Source organism: Bacteroidota bacterium (assembly GCA_016722375.1).
GTDB lineage: Bacteria > Bacteroidota > Bacteroidia > Chitinophagales > LD1 > Bog-950.
Genome location: JADKJG010000005.1, coordinates 343,900 through 361,533 on the forward strand (window position 1 = coordinate 343,900; position 17,634 = coordinate 361,533).

Below are 17,634 nucleotides of genomic sequence, written 5' to 3' on the forward strand. Positions count from 1 at the left end.
ATGACAAACATCCTCACCGGCAGCCAAGAATTTTTCTCCACCATAAAAAGCATTGCTTATGAAGGCAAAGAATCTGCCAATCCGCTTGCCTTTCGTTATTACAACGAAAGGCAAATAGTCGGACGCAAGAGCATGAAAGAGCATCTTCGTTTTGCAGTGGCTTACTGGCATACACTCTGCGGTACCGGTGCGGACCCTTTCGGTCCGGGCACCAGAAATTATCCTTGGTTGCAGTGCAGCAATCCCATGCAGGCTGCTAAAGACAAGATGGACGCGGCCTTTGAGTTCATCACCAAAATGGGTATTCCTTTTTATTGCTTTCATGATTTCGACATCGCGCCTGAAGGAAATACCATCGCCGAATCTGAAAAGAATTTGAAAGAGATGGTGGCTTATGCCAAACAGAAACAAAAAGATTCGGGTGTTAAGTTGTTGTGGGGCACAGCAAATCTATTTTCTCATCCACGCTATATGAATGGCGCGGCCACCAATCCTGATTTTGCAGTTGTTACTTATGCTGCGGCCCAAGTCAAAGCCGCATTGGAAGCGACCGTTGAACTGGGCGGCGAGAATTATGTTTTCTGGGGCGGGCGTGAAGGATATTCTTCGCTGCTCAACACCAATATGAAACGTGAGCGCGAACATCTGGCGAGGTTCTTAACGATGGCCCGTGACTACGGAAGAAAAATTGGTTTCAAAGGAACTTTCCTGATTGAACCAAAACCGATGGAGCCTTCCAAGCATCAATACGATTTTGATGCAGCTACGGTGATTGGGTTTTTGCGAGAGTTTGATTTGCTCCATGATTTTAAACTGAACATTGAGGTGAATCACGCTACGCTGGCGCTTCATTCCTTCGCCCACGAATTGCAGGTCGCTGCCGATGCCAACATGCTCGGCAGCATGGATGCTAACCGCGGCGATTATCAAAACGGATGGGACACCGACCAGTTTCCCAACAATATTTATGAAGCCACCGAGGCCATGCTCATCATTCTGGAGTCCGGCGGATTCGCCACCGGTGGCATCAACTTCGATGCAAAGGTGCGGAGGAACTCAACAGATTTGGAAGACATTTTCTACGCCCACATTGGCGGCATGGATATTTTTGCTCGGGCACTTTTAATCGCTCATGAGATTCTCGAAAAGTCGGACTACAAAAAAAATCGACGCGAACGGTACGCCTCTTTTGATACCGATACCGGTTTCCAATTTTCAAAAGGGAAATTATCGCTTGAGCAGCTTCGCGACCTTGCTATTCAAAGTGGAGAGCCGAAACAAATTAGTGGTAAACAGGAATTGATGGAGAACCTGATTAACCGTTATATCTAAATACAACCAAGGCTTTCTTAAATAATTTAAGAGTGGAAATCTACTGGTGAAATGTAGGACGTGGAAAGCACAGATATCATAAAGCGATAGAAAGAAATTTAGAATACAAACTGTCAGGGGGCAGCTAAGGCTGGGTTATGGATAAAAGCAGAGTCGGTCAATGCCTTCAAAAAAGCAAGTAAATCGTTTTTATCCTGTTGGGTCAATTGCAGCCCATATTTGAAACTAGGCTTGCTCATAATTGGGTCCAGGCTAGGTGATTTTCGGACCTGCGAGTTGTAAAATTCAATTACCTCCTCCAGAGTTTTAAATCTTCCATCGTGCATATATGGGCCGGTTAAGGCAATGTTTTTAAGACTTGGTGTTTTGAATTTTCCTATATCGCCATCCTCCCCTGTAACATTATATCTTCCCAGATTCACTCCAGAAAATACGGAGTCTATTCCAATATTATGAAACTGCCCATCGGTAAACAAGCCCAGCGAATGACAATGAAAGCAGTCGCCTTTTTCAGTATTGAAAATATATAGCCCTCTCAGTTCATCATCGTTCAGCATCCATTCCTTTTCAAGTACTTATCAACTTTTGAATCCATGCTGACATGCGTAGCCATGAATTGTGATAATGCTTTAATTATATGCTCTTCCTTAATGGTCTTCGCATTGAACACCTTCCTAAACAGGTCAGGATAAGTGGGCTCTGCATTAAGCTTTGAAACATCCGTGCTGAAGAACTCTCTAACCTCAAAATCCATGATGTCTTCAAGAGAACCCTTTACCTTTCCATTCCAAAGAAAATATTTGTTCCATGCCAAGTTAACGTGTGGTAAAGCATTGAATATAGAATCAGTAAACCCGCTTTGTTGCGGGTGGCAACTGGAGCAAGATTTTCCATTATTTGAAAGTATTGGATCGTAATATAATTTTCGTCCAAGGGCAATGCCCTCTTCAGTCAGCGGGTTGTCGGCTGAAAGGTTTGGTGGCGGAATATATTTGGGATAAGTGAGACTTACCGGATGAAGGTCGGTAGGTGGCGTGGGTTCTTTATTGCATGAAACAGCAAAGGTTAACCCTAAAAGCAACAGTGAAAAAATATAAATCCGAATAGTGCTCATTCAATTTACTTAAACGTGAAAACATCGGCACCGTTTTTGGATATTTTACTCATGAGCGCCATAGACCCCATTGTATAATTGCCATCCAGTAGAAGGTCATAGGTATATGGGTTCGAATACCATTCGTTAATATTCATGGCCAAGTCAATATTCTCATAGGCCTTTTCAATTTTAAAGGGATGGAGAATAACACAAGTGACTAGGTTCATGTTATTGCCCAAATGAACAGCGTAGCCTTGGCTAGATACAGAGTCCTTGACATGCCCTTCCATCTTCATAAAATGGTAGCCGCCACCCATCGGGTCGGGCCATGCCATATTTACATTTTCACTGGTGGCGGGCAGACTATTGCTGACATTCTGATCCGGCCTTAAACCTAAATGAAAGGTCATTCCTATATAATTTCCAACCGGAACGTCTTTAAGAGAGAAAGAATTTGTGTTTAGGGTTTGTGCATCTATATAAAATATGCTGTCAAAACGAATACTATCCCCCGACTCCTTCAGTAAAGTAATGCCGGAGATATAATACTCCAACCTGTTTAATGAATAAAGGTTGCCAGCCGCATTCACATACATCAGGCTATCAAATATCAACGAATGATCATCCACATTATAGGAAGTATTTAATAATACAGTGGAACTGATAACCGGCGGATCTGACTTGTTGCATCCTGAGCCAGCCACTATTACCAAAAACAAGGTGCCTACTTTTACCCAATCAATGAATTTCATGCTTAATTATTTTATTAAAAATCAGATTATCTCTCGCCACGCAAAGCTATAGCAAAGGGCAGGGAGCAACTATGACATTTGTCACACAAGGCGCGATTGAAATTTTCATAACACTATATTGAATTCATTTATTTCCACTTTCTCTTTCTGTGCGGTCAGAAGGAAGGAACTAAAAAGTGTCAACCAGCGTGCGAAATCAGGAGGCGGCTTATCGTTCCTGAAAGTTCTTATTCTGTACAAATCCCCAAGCCTCTTTCACAGGCAGCAATCGCAGCAGTGCAGATAAAGCAGTGCAAGCAGAAATGGCGAGAAAAAATAGATACATACGATTCGCGACAGGCAAGTAATTGATCAACATTAAAATGAGCCAACAGCCCAATACAAATAAAGTAGGTCGCCAGAGGTTGCTGACAGGATAATCAAGTCTAAACTGTTTGTTTACCGCTATAATATGTGCCAACGCAACAACAAGTTGAGTAATCAAAGTCGCTATGGTGGCTCCAAAGGCGCCATGCTTTGGAATTAGGAATAGGTTGAGCACCACGTTCATTACCATACCTCCAAGAGCAATGAAGTTCAGCGTTTTCAAACTTCCTTTGGCGGTGAGTAAGGTGCCAAAAATATAGATGCTGCTCATAGGAATGAAGTTCAGCATCAGCCAGCCGAATATTTTCGACCAATATCCGTCGGTTTGATGATACAACAGACTCATGATTTCGGAACGGAAAAACCAACAGTTCACCGACACGATTACTGACATCACGAAAATAAGTTCGGCACTAAACTTGACCAGGTTTTTTACGCTTTCATTTCGTCGAATCATGTGGGCAAACATGGGGAGCAGCAACGTGGCAAAAAGAAAGCCGAACATATTCACTGCATCAAGCAAACGAAACGAAGCTGCATAAATACCCGCTTGAAGTGCCCCGTCGGGTAGCATCCGCTCAATCATCACGGCATCAATGCGGTAATAAATACCCATCAGCAAAGCCAACAAGGCAAAGGGCAGAGACTTCCATAATATCATCTGGGTGAATTTTATTTTCCACCAACTGAATATGAATCCTGATTTATTAACCACAAGGACAAAAGCGATAATAGCGGTGAGCAACAGTGCCAGCGTTTGCGCATAAATGAACCAGAGGATATTGAAATTTTCGCTGAAGAACGGATGATACAGCAGCGTTAAACAAAACAGAATGGTCAACAGGCGATCGAGGGTAGAAAGGAGGGAATCTGTTTTGAACAGTTGAAGCGCGGCAAGTTGAGAGCGGAAGTATAATATAGCCGAAAGCAAGATTTGATTGATTGCGAGGAAAATGAGCATGACCATTTGTTCGTGGTCAAAACCGGCGAAAAAGGCAGTGAGCAAGGTGAAAATAAAGTAGGCAATGCTCAAAACAGATTTCACGGCGAGCAGGTTCATCAAGTATTCTCCGGCGCGTTTTGGATGACGGGAAATAGCTCGATTGTTAAAGTTGTTGATGCCGAAATCAAGGAAAATGCTCAGGATGAAACTGAAGTTGAAGACGGCGAAGTAGGTGCCGTATAGTTCGGGTCCGACTTTATTCTGTACCACTCGGTCTATGCCGAATATCCAGAAAGGCTTTACCAAAAGATTGGCGGCAAAGAGAAATAAGAGGTTGGTGGCGAACTTCCTGCGCATCGCGGTTTTAATAATCCTTATTTCATTGCGATGATGATTGGATCAAAATCAATGAAATAATCATCCTGGTACAGATTGGCGGGCTATGGCTTCCTCTTGGAACAGGTTGACAAGAGTACTGTTTTTTCGGTAATGGGTTTCTCTTTTCCTTTTTGGTGTTTGTCATTATTGATGGATTTGCTCAGCTGTTTGTATATCGCAGCTTAGGGGCGAGTGATATTCATTATACAGTTTTGATACCCTTATATGTTGAGTAGAAACTATGGAAGTGAGCTCAAGTGGCAGGACTTGTGAATTGCGGGGTTTGGCACGAGCAATTTTTTCTTTCTTTGCGCGCGCTGTTTTTTAGCGTAAAAATTATTAAGCCATAACATGTATAAATCTGACGTAGAAGCGCTCGATGCCTTTGCTGCAAAATATAAGGAGTTGAAAAGTGAGGTGGCGAAGGTCATTGTAGGTCAGGATGGGGTGGTTCGGGAGATTTTGATTTCGGTTTTTTCGGATGGACATAGTCTGTTGATTGGAGTGCCGGGTCTGGCGAAGACGTTGATGGTTCATACGATTGCGGATGTGTTGGATTTGAGTTTTAACCGGATTCAGTTTACGCCCGATTTGATGCCGAGCGATATTGTGGGTTCGGAAATCTTGGAGGAGAACCGCACGTTTCGGTTTAACCGAGGGCCGGTGTTTGCTAATATTATTTTGGCGGATGAAATCAATCGTACGCCGCCCAAAACGCAGTCGGCTTTGCTGGAGGCGATGCAGGAAAGAAGTGTGACGATTAGCGGCAAGAAGCATAGTTTGGATTTGCCGTTTTTTGTATTGGCTACGCAAAATCAATTGATTCGGCGCATTCCGATTGCAGACAATGTGATGCAGTATGCGGTGAAGTTGGCCAGCAGCACCCGCCCGAATCGGGAAGGGTCGCCGACGTCGGTCAATAATTATATCAGTTGGGGTGCGGGCCCAAGGGCTTCGCAATATTTGGTGCTTGGCGCCAAAACTCATGCGGCGATTCATGGAAAGTATTCGCCGGACATTGAAGATGTGAAGGCGGTGGCCTTGCCTATTTTGCGCCATCGGGTGTTTAAAAATTATAAAGCAGAAGCAGAGGGTTTAAGTATTGATAAAATCATCGGCGGTTTGTTGTAATATTGTATGAAGGCGCGTGAGGTTTTGAAAACACTTGAAAAAGATGGTTGGGAAGTCGTTAGGCAGAAAGGAAGCCATCGCCAATTAAAACATCCGGTTAAATCAGGCTTGGTAACGCTTGCATTTCATCAACTTTCTGACGATATTGCAGTAGGAACTTTAAATAGTATTTGGAAACAAGCTCAAATCAGCCAAAAATGAAAAAGTATTTAATTGTAACAGAGAAAACAAAAACCGGCTATTCGGCCTATTCTCCCGATATTCCTGGTGTAGCTGCTACTGGCAAGACAGTGAAGATGGTGGCAAAGAATATTTATGAGGCTATCCGTTTTCATTTAGAAGGTATGAAACTGGAAAAAGAAAGTTTGCCCAAAGCAACTTCTGATGCCAGTTATTTTGTTTTTGAGTAATTCTTAACCAATAAGTCCTTCTAAAAGAATTAAATTTGCGCTCCCGCTATGAGCGATCCTATTAAACACGAGTGCGGTATTGCACTCATTCGTCTGCTCAGACCCCTTGAATATTATGCCGAAAAATACGGCACCGTTAACTATGCGCTGAATAAGCTGTATTTGTTGATGGAAAAGCAGCACAATCGTGGGCAAGATGGAGCCGGTGCTGCGGTTATCAAGCTGGATCCACATCCGGGTAGTCATTTTATCAATCGGGTGCGCAGCAGCACGAACCAGCCTATTGCAGATATTTTTACGGAGATATTTTCTTCCTTCCCAGATGGACGGAAACCTCTGGACAATCCGGTTGCAGAGGCAGACTGGTATAAAAGAAACAATCCTTTCATAGGTGAGGTGCTTCTCGGACATTTGCGCTATGGCACCTACGGAAAAAACAATGACAGTGCTTGTCATCCTTTCATTCGTGAAAACAACTGGATGACCAGGAACCTTGTATTGGCTGGCAACTTCAACATGACTAATGTAGATGACCAATTTAACATGCTCATCCATCTTGGTCAGCATCCAAGAGAAAGAAGTGATACGATTACCGTCATGGAAAAAATTGGACATTTTTTGGATGATGAAGTTCAGAAGATTTTTGATCGCTATAAAGATCAAGGCTATGGCAACAAGGAAATCACTGATTTTATTGCTAAGGAGTTAAGCGTTCGGCGTATTTTGTCGCGCTCTGCCAAAGATTTTGATGGCGGATATGCCATTATAGGAGCTTTTGGTCACGGTGATGCTTTTGTGCTGCGCGATCCGAATGGAATTCGTCCCGCATACTATTATTATGATGACGAGATGGTGGTGGTAGCTTCAGAACGGCCAGCGATACAAACCACTTTTAATGTTCCCTTTGAGAAAATTGAGGAGGTTAGGCCGGGTCATGCATTGGTCATTAAAAAGGATGGCAGAGTGAAGCATGATTTAGTCCGCGAACCGGGTGAAAAAAAATCATGCAGTTTCGAACGAATCTATTTCAGCCGGGGGACGGATAAAGAAATATATAGTGAAAGAAAGAAGTTGGGAGAATTATTGACTCCAGCAATCCTGAAGGCAATTGATTATGATTTTGACAATACCGTCTTTTCATTTATTCCCAATACTGCCGAAGTGGCGTTCTATGGATTGATGAAAGGAGTCGAGGATTATTTGAATAAGTATAAGCGTGAGAAAATAAGCGCCGAAAAAAATATTTCCCCGGAAGAATTAAAACGGCTACTCGATTTACGGCCACGCGTCGAAAAAATAGCGGTGAAAGATGTCAAGGCAAGGACATTCATTACGGATGATAAGTCTCGCGATGAAATGGTCAGCCACGTTTATGATATTACTTATGGGTCTATCGTTTCAGGAAAAGACACCTTGGTGGTGATGGATGATTCCATCGTTCGAGGAACGACTCTTCAAAAGAGTATTCTTTCTATTCTTGATCGGCTGAATCCGAAAAAAATTATTGTTGTTTCTTCTGCGCCGCAGATACGTTATCCTGACTGTTATGGAATTGATATGAGTCGCATGAAAGATTTCGTCGCCTTTCGAGCCCTGATGGCCTTGTTAATAGACCGAGCCTTGGAAACCCAAGTTCAGGAGGTATATGAATTATGTAAAATGGCAAACGCAAAGCCGGCTGATGAAGTAAAAAACTGCTTAAAGGGACTATATGACCTCTTTTCGGCTACAGAAATTTCAAATAAGATAGCTGAAATCGTTCGTCCACAGCACATTTTTGCTGATGTAGAGATTATATATCAAACGATTGAAGACCTGCATTTGGCTTGTCCCGATAATTTGGGCGACTGGTATTTTACCGGAAATTATCCAACCCCTGGTGGAAACCGAGTGGCCAACCAAGCATTTATTAACTATGTGGATGGAAAAAATGATCGGGCTTATTAGGAAGATAATATTGCGCCTTTCGATTCTTGTATTCCATTTATAGACAATAGTTATTTTCTGTTTTTTTTAAGAAACTTAGCGCAAGGTTGTGTGGATAAGCCTTTTTGATTTAATTTGCATGCCACAGATTAATTTTCCTAGGGACAAAGGCGATAAATGAATAATTAAAGTGACCGCTAAATGATTAAAGACTACTCGAAATTCCTTTTTACATTACTTCTGAGCGTTGGCTTCTGTGTTGCCTTTGCGCAAAATGCGTCAGTGGATTCCACAAAAATTCAGACAGGAGAGAACCGCAAAGACACGTTGAAAAACGCGGTGGTGACTAGATATGAGGTAGCAAAGGCAGACACCTCTTTTAGGGATACAACTTTGCAAGAGAAAAAAAAGAAGCTACATGATCCTCAAAACCAGATGCAGTTTATGCAGTCTGACTTGGAATCAAAAAAATATAATTTCTACAAGCGAAAAGAAATTTCTACACCCCTCATGCCGCGTTATGATACGGATTCGGCGGCCTTTCAGCGGGGGAAGAAAAGAGGAAAGCAACAACAATCTTATAGAAACAGTCAATACTATTTCCCGGCAAAACCTAAAGATGCTTGGGAGATTGGGGTGAATTTCGGAGCCGCTTTTGTCAGTGGAAACGTAAGTCCTAAACTTTCTCCTTTTAGTCCCTTTGATAATATCGGAGCAGGATTTACCATTCGAAAGGCAGTTGGTTATGTATTTTCCGTCCGTTTGCAGTATCTCTTTCAGCGTAGTACAGGTAGAAACTGGAGACCCGATGCCACTCTACGGTTTAATAGGGTGTTGAATCCGCTACAGCAAGGGCCCGGAACCAATAATACTGTTCGCGACTCTATAGGACCGAGCTACTATAACAATCCAAAATTAGATGCTACCCGGACATCGAGGGGCATACGGATGAACGGTTTTTTCTTCTTTAACTACCGGACCTACGTCCATGATGTTTCCCTGCAAGCGATTGTCAACATCGGCAATATCAACTTTCACCGAGAGAGAAATATTATCAATATCTACTTGTTAGGCGGGGTGGATGGTTACTTTTATCGAACCCGGTATGATGCCTTAGATGAAAACGGCCAAGCTTATGATTTTTCGCCAGTGATGGAACTTCAACAGACCCCAGCGAATAGTCCTTGGGTAAATGCCTCTAGGAAGGATAGAAGAAAAGAAGCTTACATCAGGCTGAACCAAATTTTGGATGGGAAATACGAAACGGATGCCGAACAAGATGACAATCTGGTCGGCATTAAAAAATGGCATTTTGTACCGGCATTTACCGTTGGTGCAGGAATAATGTTCCACGCTACTAAATGGTTCACTATTGGCTTAGAGGAACGGGTTATTCTTAGCCAAAGCAGCCGACTTTTGGATGGCTACCGTTGGGAGCAGGATGAGCACTCCTCACTAACATCCCACTATGATAATATCTCTTATACCTCGTTGAATTTTAACTTCCATATAGGATTGAAGAAGAGAACAGAGCCGCTTTATTGGCTCAATCCGATTCAATATTCTTACAAGAAGATTGGAGATATGAATCCAGAAGCGATTGCAGAAGCCTTGTTTAAGGATGATGATGGAGATGGGGTTCCAAACATGCTTGACAAAGAGCCTAATACGAAAAAAGATTGTCCGGTTGATACACATGGTGTAGCTTTAGACAGCGATAAAGATGGCATCATTGATTGTGAAGATAAGGAGCCTTATTCGCCGCCGGGATATCCGATTGATTCGGTAGGTGTTGCGATAGTTCCAAGTTGTTGTGATGAAGTTAATCAGGGCAATAGTTATAAGACAGGACCAGAGGGGGAACTTGTTCATGGTAATAATATTCAGGAAACGGATTCGACAGGAGCAGTAATTCAACAAAAGGGCAATACCATCCGAGAAACTGCGGTAGATGCGGGTGAGCGGGTGGATAAGAGAAAAGGCGCTGCTCCTCGTCTAGGTGCTGGCACTGGTACCAGTACTGGTACTGGAATTGATTGTGCCAAAGTTGCGTTGCCTTACATCTCTTTTGATGATGATAAGTTCAATATAGATCCGAGTTATGAAAATAAACTACAGCAAATAGCCGAAAGGATGTTGCTCTGTCCGGATATTAGGTTAGTGGTTACCGGATTTAATGAATCGAGAAACGATCCCAAATTTAACGAACAATTAAGTTGGAATCGGGCCAACGCCGCAGTAGATTATCTTGTAGAAAAATACGGCATCTCTCGTGACCGATTCATTTTAAAATATCGCGGCGGGAAAAAGGCCGCAAGTTCACCTGCCGAGCGTAAGGCAACCAACAAGGTGGACTTCCGCTACGCCAACGATGGGGAGAGTGGTAGCAGCAATCCTCCTGCACCACATCCCGGACTCAAAGCAGGATCATCTGATAAATAATTTTGAAAAAAGGCTTCTGAAATTTCAGAAGCCTTTTTCATTTCTAACCAACGTGCCACTGCCGGCATTAGTAATTGACAAGAGTTCTCCTTTAGCGCTTTTGAAAGCAGCAAAGGCATCATTGATGGAAATTCAGATTCTTTCCCCAAGTATTTTTAATTTTCTGTAATTCTCCTATATTTGCCGTCCTTTTGGCAAAAACAGTAGTTAAAGTGTTTGAGTTAATAGGTTCGGAATCCGAGTGAAATCATAATATAAATAAGGATTGTGAAAGGACTAAGAGAATTTGAAATAGCCTTTGTCGGTTTGAGGATTGGCAATCATCAATTCAGTTTTGATATTGACAAAAGGTTCTTCAGTTTTTTCGCCGAATCGCCTGTACAGGATTGTAAGGTGAAGGTAAAACTGGAGTTGGAGAAAAAGGAAACGTTCTTTGTTTTGAATTTTTTCATTGATGGCACTGTCCGTACCGAGTGCGACCTGTGCTTAGAGCCATTCGACAAGCAAGTTTTTGGCGACTTTACTTGTTATGTGAAATTCAGCGAGAGCGCTTTGGATTTGAAAGATGAAGATGAAGTGATATTCATTCCACCGGATGAAACCATTCTCGATGTTTCACACTTGGTGTATGAGTACATTATTCTTTGCCTTCCCATTCAAAAGAAGGGCTGCCAGAATCCGGGAGAAGAGCCTCAATGTAATAAGGAGGTATTGAAATATATCATCAACGAAAAAATTGGACAAGAGAGAAAAGAAGAAAAAGATGTTGACCCCAGATGGGCAGCACTTAAAAATTTGAAGAACTAATAAGCCTTAGTATATTTAATCAACTTTAAAAAATAATATTTATGCCACATCCTAAACATAGACTCTCTAAACAGAGAAGAGACAAAAGAAGAACTCATTACAAAGCCGAAGCTCCTACTACCAGCGTAGATCAGACCACGGGCGAAACACACCTGATGCACCGGGCTCATTGGAGCGAAGATAAACTGGTTTATCGCGGTAAGACCGTTTTAGAGAAAACCAAGAAGTAGGCAAGCTACCAAGTAAAAAACTATTTTTTCCCCCATCGGCATCTGCTGGTGGGGTTTTTTATTTTATCCGGATAAGAATTCCTTCAAGGATATTGATTCATGTTACTATCAGAAATCTATAGAAATAAAGCCCGCGAGGCTTTACGCTTGGCCTTACCGATTATTATCGGACAATTAGGGCAGGTGTTAATGGGCTTCTTTGACATTATCCAAATAGGAGGACTGGGACAGGAGTATATCGCCGGGGGAGGTTTTGCCAATAGTATTTATTGGATGACGAACCTGCTTGGCATGGGAATTTTATTTGCAATCTCTACTTTGGTGTCAGAGGTATATGGAGAAAAGCAAAACTGGAAAGCGATGGCGGTTTACCGATCCGGTATAAAAGTAGCACTGGTACTATCTGTCCTATTTACAGGTGCTATGATGCTCATCACAACCAATATTCATTGGTTTGGTCAGGATAAAGTGGTAGATCAAATAGCAACCCGTTATTTAAACATCGTTAACTACTCCACCATTTTTGTATTTCTTTTCACAGCCTGCAAGCAACTGCTGGATGGCATGGGCAGAACAAAAGTGGGAATGGTGGTCACTATTGGCGGCCTGATACTCAATGTGTTCTTAAACTGGATATTTATTTACGGAAACCTAGGTGTGCCCCGATTAGAAATTGAAGGCGCTGCAATTGCTACCACAATTTCAAGGGTTCTGATGGTGATTGCTTTTTTATCCTTTATTCAATGGGATAAACAACTTGGCCAATTAAGAAACGAATACAAGGAAACCGTGGCTGAAGGAATCAGTTACATCCGTATGATTTTAAAAATAGGGATTCCAGCAGGGTTACAATTCTTTTGGGAAGTGGCCGCTTTTGGCGGTGCTCAAATTATGAGCGGCTGGCTTGGTGTGAAATATGAAGCCGCTCACCTAATTGCTATAGGTTTGGCATCAATAACTTTTATGATTTTAACCGGTATTTCTGCGGCGGGCAGTATTCTGGCCGGTTTTGCCTATGGTGCCCGGAACAGAGAAGAAATTCGTATTGCGGGTAACACCGCTTTTATGCTGACTATAGCAATAGAAATCCTATTTGCTATCCTGTTTTTATCAGGTGCCCGCTTTCTGCCAACTTTATATACGGACGATACGGAAGTAATAGCTCTCGCATCTTCCATGCTCCTTTTTGCGGCGTTTTTTCAAATCAGTGACGGTTTACAAGCAGTGGCAGCCGGAGTGCTGCGAGGGGTACAGGATGTAAAGATTCCGGCAGTTATAGCCTTTGTTTCTTATTGGATGATTATGCTGCCTACTTGCTATTTGCTGACCTTTACATTTGGGTTAGGCTTAAAGGGAATCTGGATCGGGTTCATTGTCGGTTTGAGTGTCACTGCTGTGATGCAGATTTCAAGATTCAAATGGATGGTACCCAGAATAAAATTTGAGGAAGTATAAACTCAGTTTGCTCTCCGATGATTACTATCTGACCATTTCATAAAAAAGAACACTTTCTTTCTACATTTACCCTCGGTGCGCAAAAAAATCTATTTAGGTCTCTGGGCTATGTTTTTAGTGGGTGTTTCTACTATCATCCTACTGTTTTACCTCATAGCAAATGGGAAGATGGGCTATATGCCCACCTTTGAAGATCTTGAAAATCCAAACAATAGCTTGGCTACCGAGGTCATCACCACCGATCAGAAAATCATCGGAAAATTTTATCTTGAGAACCGGAGCAATGTTGCCTACGAAAACCTCAATTCCAATTTAAAAAATGCTCTTCTGGCAACAGAAGACATTCGGTATTTCAGTCATACTGGAGTAGATTTCAGGGCGTTACTCCGCGTCATCAAAGGTCTGTTTACCGGTGAAAGCCAGGGAGGAGGCAGCACAATCACACAACAATTAGCCAAGAATCTATTTCCCCGTGAGCGGTTAAATAAAATTCAACTAGCATTTCGAAAATTTAAGGAGTGGATTATAGCCGTCAAGTTAGAACGTGCTTATACAAAGGAGGAAATCATGGCCATGTATTTCAACACCGTTCCTTTTAGCGACAATGCCTATGGGGTGAAATCTGCAGCTCATGTGTACTTTGGCAAAGCAGTAGATTCTCTTCAGATAGAAGAAGCCGCTGTATTGGTAGGTATGCTGAAAGCTCCCAGCTATTTTAATCCCCGCTCACATACCGAAACCTCAAGGCAGCGGAGAAACGTTGTGATTGACCAGATGTGCACCTACCGGTTTATTACAAAAGAACAAAGAGATTCCCTGTTTAAACTACCTATTAAACTCGATTTTCATGCAGATACTCAGGTGGAGGGAATTGCACCCTACTTCAGAGAATACCTACGACTGTGGATGAAGAACTGGTGCGAAACACATAGCAAACCGGATGGAAGTAAATACAGTTTATATAAAGACGGTTTGAAAATTTACACCACGTTGGATTCGAGGTTACAGACTTATGCAGAAGAAGCTCAACGAGAGCATTTGAGCGAAGTGCAGAAATTATTTTTTGAACATTGGAAAGGCAAAGACCCCTGGAAAGATTTTCCTACGGAATGGAAGGCGATGTATCAGCACCATCCACGTTATGTAGAATTAAAAAAAGAGGGGAAAACAGAAGCTGAGATTGACCGGGAAATGAATAAACCCGAAATGAGAAAAATATTTTCGTACGATGGTGGCGAAAAAGATACGCTCATCAGCATCTATGACTCCATTCGCTACCATCGGATGATTTTACAAAACGGTTTTCTCGCCGTTGATCCCGAATCTGGTTTCGTCCGTGCCTGGGTTGGCGGAGTGAACTACAAATACTTTCAATACGACCATGTCAACATCAATACCAAGCGACAGATTGGTTCTACTTTCAAACCCTTTGTTTACACGGTGGCTATCCGAGATAAAGGATACTCCCCCTGCTTCCGGGTTCCAAACCAGCCCGTCACTTTTGAGAAAGGCGATCCCAAGTTTAACTTGATTCAAAACTGGACGCCGCGCAATAGCGATGGTAAATACGGGGGCACATTAAGTTTAAAGCAAGCGTTAGCCAATTCGGTGAATGTGGTGACGGCTTATTTAATGCATGAAATAGGTCCCGAAGCCGTTATTAGATTGGTGCAAACTATGGGTATAAAAAGTGAGATACCGGTTCAGCCCTCTATCTGTCTCGGCACACCTGATATTTCGCTGTTCGAGATGGTCGGAGCATACACCACCTATGCCAACAGCGGGACCCATGTCGAGCCTATGTTCGTTACGCGCATTGAAGATAAAAACGGGAATGTGCTTCAAGATTTTGTAGCGAATAAAAATGAAGCACTTGATGAGCAGACCACTTACGTGATGGTAGAGCTATTGCGCAACGTTGTGTTGGGTGGAACTGGTGTTCGTTTACGCTATCGCTATAAACTGATGAATGACATTTTCGGCAAGACCGGTACAACCCAAAACTATTCTGATGGTTGGTTCATCGGTTGCACCCCTGATTTAATTGCCGGTTCTTGGACAGGCTGCGATGACCGCTATATCCGCTTCCGAAGTATGCAATATGGGCAAGGGGCTAGCACCGCTTTGCCTATATGGGCTAAGTTTTTCCAAAAAGTTTATGCAGACAGCCTCAATTTCCATCAGGAAATCAATCCTGAACATCGCTTTCAGCCTCCGGTAGAAAAGATGACTATCGAACTGGACTGTAGTAAATTCAGCGGAGGCAGCAGCGGCCGGGTGAAAGGTAGCGAATATGAGTAAGGCATGACCTCCGAAGAATTCAAATCCTATCGAGATGCCATTCCAAATGAATCGGGCATTTACAAATACCTGAATGAAGAACGTCAGATTCTCTACATCGGTAAGGCCAAAGACCTGAAGAAAAGAGTCTCCTCCTACTTCACCAAAAACGATCACTCGAACCGTATCGCGCGCATGATTCATTTCATTCGAGATATTGAGTTCGTGATTGTAGATACCGAGCAAGATGCCTTGCTGCTCGAAAATTCACTCATCAAAAAATATCTGCCGCGCTATAACGTGATGTTGCGCGACGATAGAACCTATCCCTTTATCTGCATCAAAAGGAACCCTTCCCGCGTGTGTTCTTCACGCGCAATGTGATTAAAGATGGATCAGAATATCTCGGCCCCTACACTTCCATATTCAATGCGCGGATTGTACTCGACCTGATGAAGAGTATTTTTCCGCTGCGCACCTGCAACTTGGTGCTTACAGATAAAAATATTCAGGCCGGGAAATTCAAAGTATGCCTGGAGTATCATCTCAAGAATTGTCTTGGCCCCTGCGAAGGCTTGCAAACTGCGGAAGAGTACAACGAAAACATCCAGCAAATCCGCAACATCCTCAAAAGTAATTTTGTATCGGTCAAAAATTATCTGACCAAGAAGATGAATGAATACGCCGACCAACTTCAATTTGAAAAGGCAGAAGAATTCCGGAAGAAGATTGACATGCTGAGCGATTATGAAAGTAAATCCACGATTGTCAATCCCAAGTTGACTGATATAGATGTGTATGGTTACACCGAATCCAGCGCAGCGGCCTTTATGAATTATCTCAAAATCATAAACGGAACCGTAGTGAAGACCCGCGCCATTGAGGTGAAGAAAATTCTGGATGAAACCAGAGAAGAACTTTTGCTTCGTGCAATAACGGAACATTCACTGTCCGAAACAGAACCGGCAGCCGAAATCATCATTCCTTTTGAGATTGAATTTCCTGTGGCGAATATCAAACTGACCATACCACAAGTGGGTGATAAAAAACGCCTGCTTGATTTAGCTTTAAAGAATGCCCTCTATATGCGCGAGGAACGGGTGCGCCAAAACATGACACCCGAAGAAAAGAAGCCTGGGTTCCGCATTATGAAAACGCTGAAAGAAGATTTGAAACTCACCGAACTGCCGCGCCATATCGAGTGCTTTGACAACTCAAACATACAAGGCACCCACCCCGTGAGTGCCTGTGTAGTATTTAAAGAAGCAAAGCCCTCAAAAAAAGATTATCGCCACTTCAACATCAAAACAGTGGAAGGCCCCGATGATTTTGCTTCGATGGAGGAAGTAATTACCCGTCGCTATAAACGAATGTTGGACGAAGGCTTAGACTTGCCTCAACTCATTATTGTGGATGGTGGCAAAGGGCAACTCAGTTCTGCGGTGCATGCGCTGGAGCAGTTGGGCATTTATGGAAAAGTAGCCATTGTGGGAATAGCCAAGCGGCTGGAAGAAATATATTTCCCCGACGATTCGCTGCCGCTCTACATCAACAAAAAATCAGAATCGCTTCGTCTCATCCAGCGCATGAGGGACGAAGCCCACCGCTTCGGCATTATGCATCACCGTTTGCGCCGTAGCAAAGCAGCCATCAACTCTGAACTGCTCAACATAAAAGGCATTGGTAAAAAAACGTTTGAACTGCTCATTAAACATTTCAAGAGCGTGAAAAAAATCAAGGAAGCCTCTTTAGAAGAATTGAAAGAAGTGTTGGGCGAAAAGAAAGCGATGGTCGTGATGGAGGGGTTGAAAGGGGGGAATAATTCAGGCGAAAAAGAATAGTCTGAGCATCTTTGTCTGTACAATCTCAAAAAATGACAATTGGGAGTTATACAAATCTCATCCATTTCATCAAAAATCCAATACAAATTATCTTCATCTAAACTCTAAACACTTGGTGGACAGGCATTTATAAAATAGGTACCGAATAGCTGCAAACAGGTACCGATCTTTGGCTAACAGGTACCGAATCGTCGCTAACAGGGACCTGTCTCTTGCTAACAGGTACCGAGTAGCTGCTAACAGGG

At 42.8% G+C, this 17,634-nt stretch carries 14 protein-coding genes and 1 pseudogene; 11 read left to right on the forward strand and 4 right to left on the reverse strand.

Annotation, left to right across the window (positions count from 1 at the left end):
* Entirely contained in the window at positions 1 to 1,332 is a 1,332-nt protein-coding gene (gene xylA / locus IPP77_08895) for a xylose isomerase (GenBank protein MBL0309771.1), read from the forward strand.
* Positions 1,333 to 1,445: 113 nt separating this feature from the next.
* On the opposite strand, the gene IPP77_08900 is transcribed toward xylA, so the two are convergent.
* From IPP77_08900 to IPP77_08915, 4 genes are all read right to left on the reverse strand, one after another.
* A complete protein-coding gene (locus IPP77_08900; GenBank protein ID MBL0309772.1) occupies positions 1,446 to 1,889 on the reverse strand; it encodes a c-type cytochrome in 444 nt (147 codons plus the stop codon).
* A complete protein-coding gene (locus tag IPP77_08905) occupies positions 1,883 to 2,446 on the reverse strand; it encodes a cytochrome-c peroxidase (protein ID MBL0309773.1) in 564 nt (187 codons plus the stop codon). Before IPP77_08905 ends, IPP77_08900 begins: the two co-directional genes overlap by 7 nt.
* A 5-nt stretch (positions 2,447 to 2,451) precedes the next feature.
* Positions 2,452 to 3,180 (reverse strand): hypothetical protein, encoded by a 729-nt coding sequence (locus IPP77_08910; GenBank protein ID MBL0309774.1) that lies wholly within the window; start codon positions 3,178 to 3,180, stop codon positions 2,452 to 2,454.
* Positions 3,181 to 3,388: 208 nt separating this feature from the next.
* On the reverse strand, positions 3,389 to 4,846 hold the full coding sequence (locus tag IPP77_08915; GenBank protein MBL0309775.1) for a flippase: 1,458 nt from the start codon (positions 4,844 to 4,846) through the stop codon (positions 3,389 to 3,391).
* A 372-nt stretch (positions 4,847 to 5,218) separates the two neighbouring features.
* Here IPP77_08915 and IPP77_08920 point away from each other — a divergent pair, with 372 nt between their 5' ends.
* The 10 genes and pseudogenes from IPP77_08920 (at position 5,219) to IPP77_08965 (ending at position 17,389) form a co-directional block, all read left to right on the forward strand.
* Positions 5,219 to 5,998, forward strand: coding sequence for an AAA family ATPase (locus IPP77_08920; GenBank protein MBL0309776.1), 780 nt, complete (start codon positions 5,219 to 5,221; stop codon positions 5,996 to 5,998).
* 6 nt (positions 5,999 to 6,004) lie between these two features.
* Complete coding sequence (locus IPP77_08925) at positions 6,005 to 6,199, forward strand: type II toxin-antitoxin system HicA family toxin (protein ID MBL0309777.1); 195 nt, start codon at positions 6,005 to 6,007, stop codon at positions 6,197 to 6,199.
* Positions 6,196 to 6,408, forward strand: coding sequence for a type II toxin-antitoxin system HicB family antitoxin (locus IPP77_08930; protein ID MBL0309778.1), 213 nt, complete (start codon positions 6,196 to 6,198; stop codon positions 6,406 to 6,408). Before IPP77_08925 ends, IPP77_08930 begins: the two co-directional genes overlap by 4 nt.
* 48 nt (positions 6,409 to 6,456) lie before the next feature.
* A complete protein-coding gene (locus IPP77_08935) occupies positions 6,457 to 8,355 on the forward strand; it encodes an amidophosphoribosyltransferase (protein ID MBL0309779.1) in 1,899 nt (632 codons plus the stop codon).
* Positions 8,356 to 8,616: 261 nt separating this feature from the next.
* Positions 8,617 to 10,776, forward strand: coding sequence for an OmpA family protein (locus IPP77_08940; protein MBL0309780.1), 2,160 nt, complete (start codon positions 8,617 to 8,619; stop codon positions 10,774 to 10,776).
* 267 nt (positions 10,777 to 11,043) lie between these two features.
* Positions 11,044 to 11,583, forward strand: coding sequence for a DUF177 domain-containing protein (locus IPP77_08945; GenBank protein MBL0309781.1), 540 nt, complete (start codon positions 11,044 to 11,046; stop codon positions 11,581 to 11,583).
* A 41-nt stretch (positions 11,584 to 11,624) separates the two neighbouring features.
* Positions 11,625 to 11,813: a 50S ribosomal protein L32 gene (gene rpmF, locus IPP77_08950; protein MBL0309782.1), complete on the forward strand. Its 189-nt coding sequence runs from the start codon at positions 11,625 to 11,627 to the stop codon at positions 11,811 to 11,813.
* 99 nt (positions 11,814 to 11,912) lie between these two features.
* Positions 11,913 to 13,268, forward strand: coding sequence for an MATE family efflux transporter (locus IPP77_08955; GenBank protein ID MBL0309783.1), 1,356 nt, complete (start codon positions 11,913 to 11,915; stop codon positions 13,266 to 13,268).
* A gap of 75 nt (positions 13,269 to 13,343) precedes the next feature.
* Positions 13,344 to 15,569: a transglycosylase domain-containing protein gene (locus IPP77_08960; protein MBL0309784.1), complete on the forward strand. Its 2,226-nt coding sequence runs from the start codon at positions 13,344 to 13,346 to the stop codon at positions 15,567 to 15,569.
* 3 nt (positions 15,570 to 15,572) lie between these two features.
* A pseudogene (locus IPP77_08965) lies at positions 15,573 to 17,389 on the forward strand (excinuclease ABC subunit C).
* Positions 17,390 to 17,634 lie beyond the last annotated feature (245 nt).

Bases quoted from the DNA above. Each gene is read 5' to 3' on its own strand.
- xylA (MBL0309771.1), top strand. From the start codon at position 1: ATGACAAACATCCTCACCGGCAGCCAAGAATTTTTCTCCACCATAAAA.
- IPP77_08910 (MBL0309774.1), bottom strand. From the start codon at position 3,180: ATGAAATTCATTGATTGGGTAAAAGTAGGCACCTTGTTTTTGGTAATA.
- IPP77_08930 (MBL0309778.1), top strand. From the start codon at position 6,196: ATGAAAAAGTATTTAATTGTAACAGAGAAAACAAAAACCGGCTATTCG.
- IPP77_08935 (MBL0309779.1), top strand. From the start codon at position 6,457: ATGAGCGATCCTATTAAACACGAGTGCGGTATTGCACTCATTCGTCTG.
- IPP77_08925 (MBL0309777.1), top strand. From the start codon at position 6,005: ATGAAGGCGCGTGAGGTTTTGAAAACACTTGAAAAAGATGGTTGGGAA.
- IPP77_08920 (MBL0309776.1), top strand. From the start codon at position 5,219: ATGTATAAATCTGACGTAGAAGCGCTCGATGCCTTTGCTGCAAAATAT.
- IPP77_08900 (MBL0309772.1), bottom strand. From the start codon at position 1,889: ATGCTGAACGATGATGAACTGAGAGGGCTATATATTTTCAATACTGAA.
- IPP77_08915 (MBL0309775.1), bottom strand. From the start codon at position 4,846: ATGCGCAGGAAGTTCGCCACCAACCTCTTATTTCTCTTTGCCGCCAAT.
- IPP77_08955 (MBL0309783.1), top strand. From the start codon at position 11,913: ATGTTACTATCAGAAATCTATAGAAATAAAGCCCGCGAGGCTTTACGC.
- IPP77_08905 (MBL0309773.1), bottom strand. From the start codon at position 2,446: ATGAGCACTATTCGGATTTATATTTTTTCACTGTTGCTTTTAGGGTTA.
- rpmF (MBL0309782.1), top strand. From the start codon at position 11,625: ATGCCACATCCTAAACATAGACTCTCTAAACAGAGAAGAGACAAAAGA.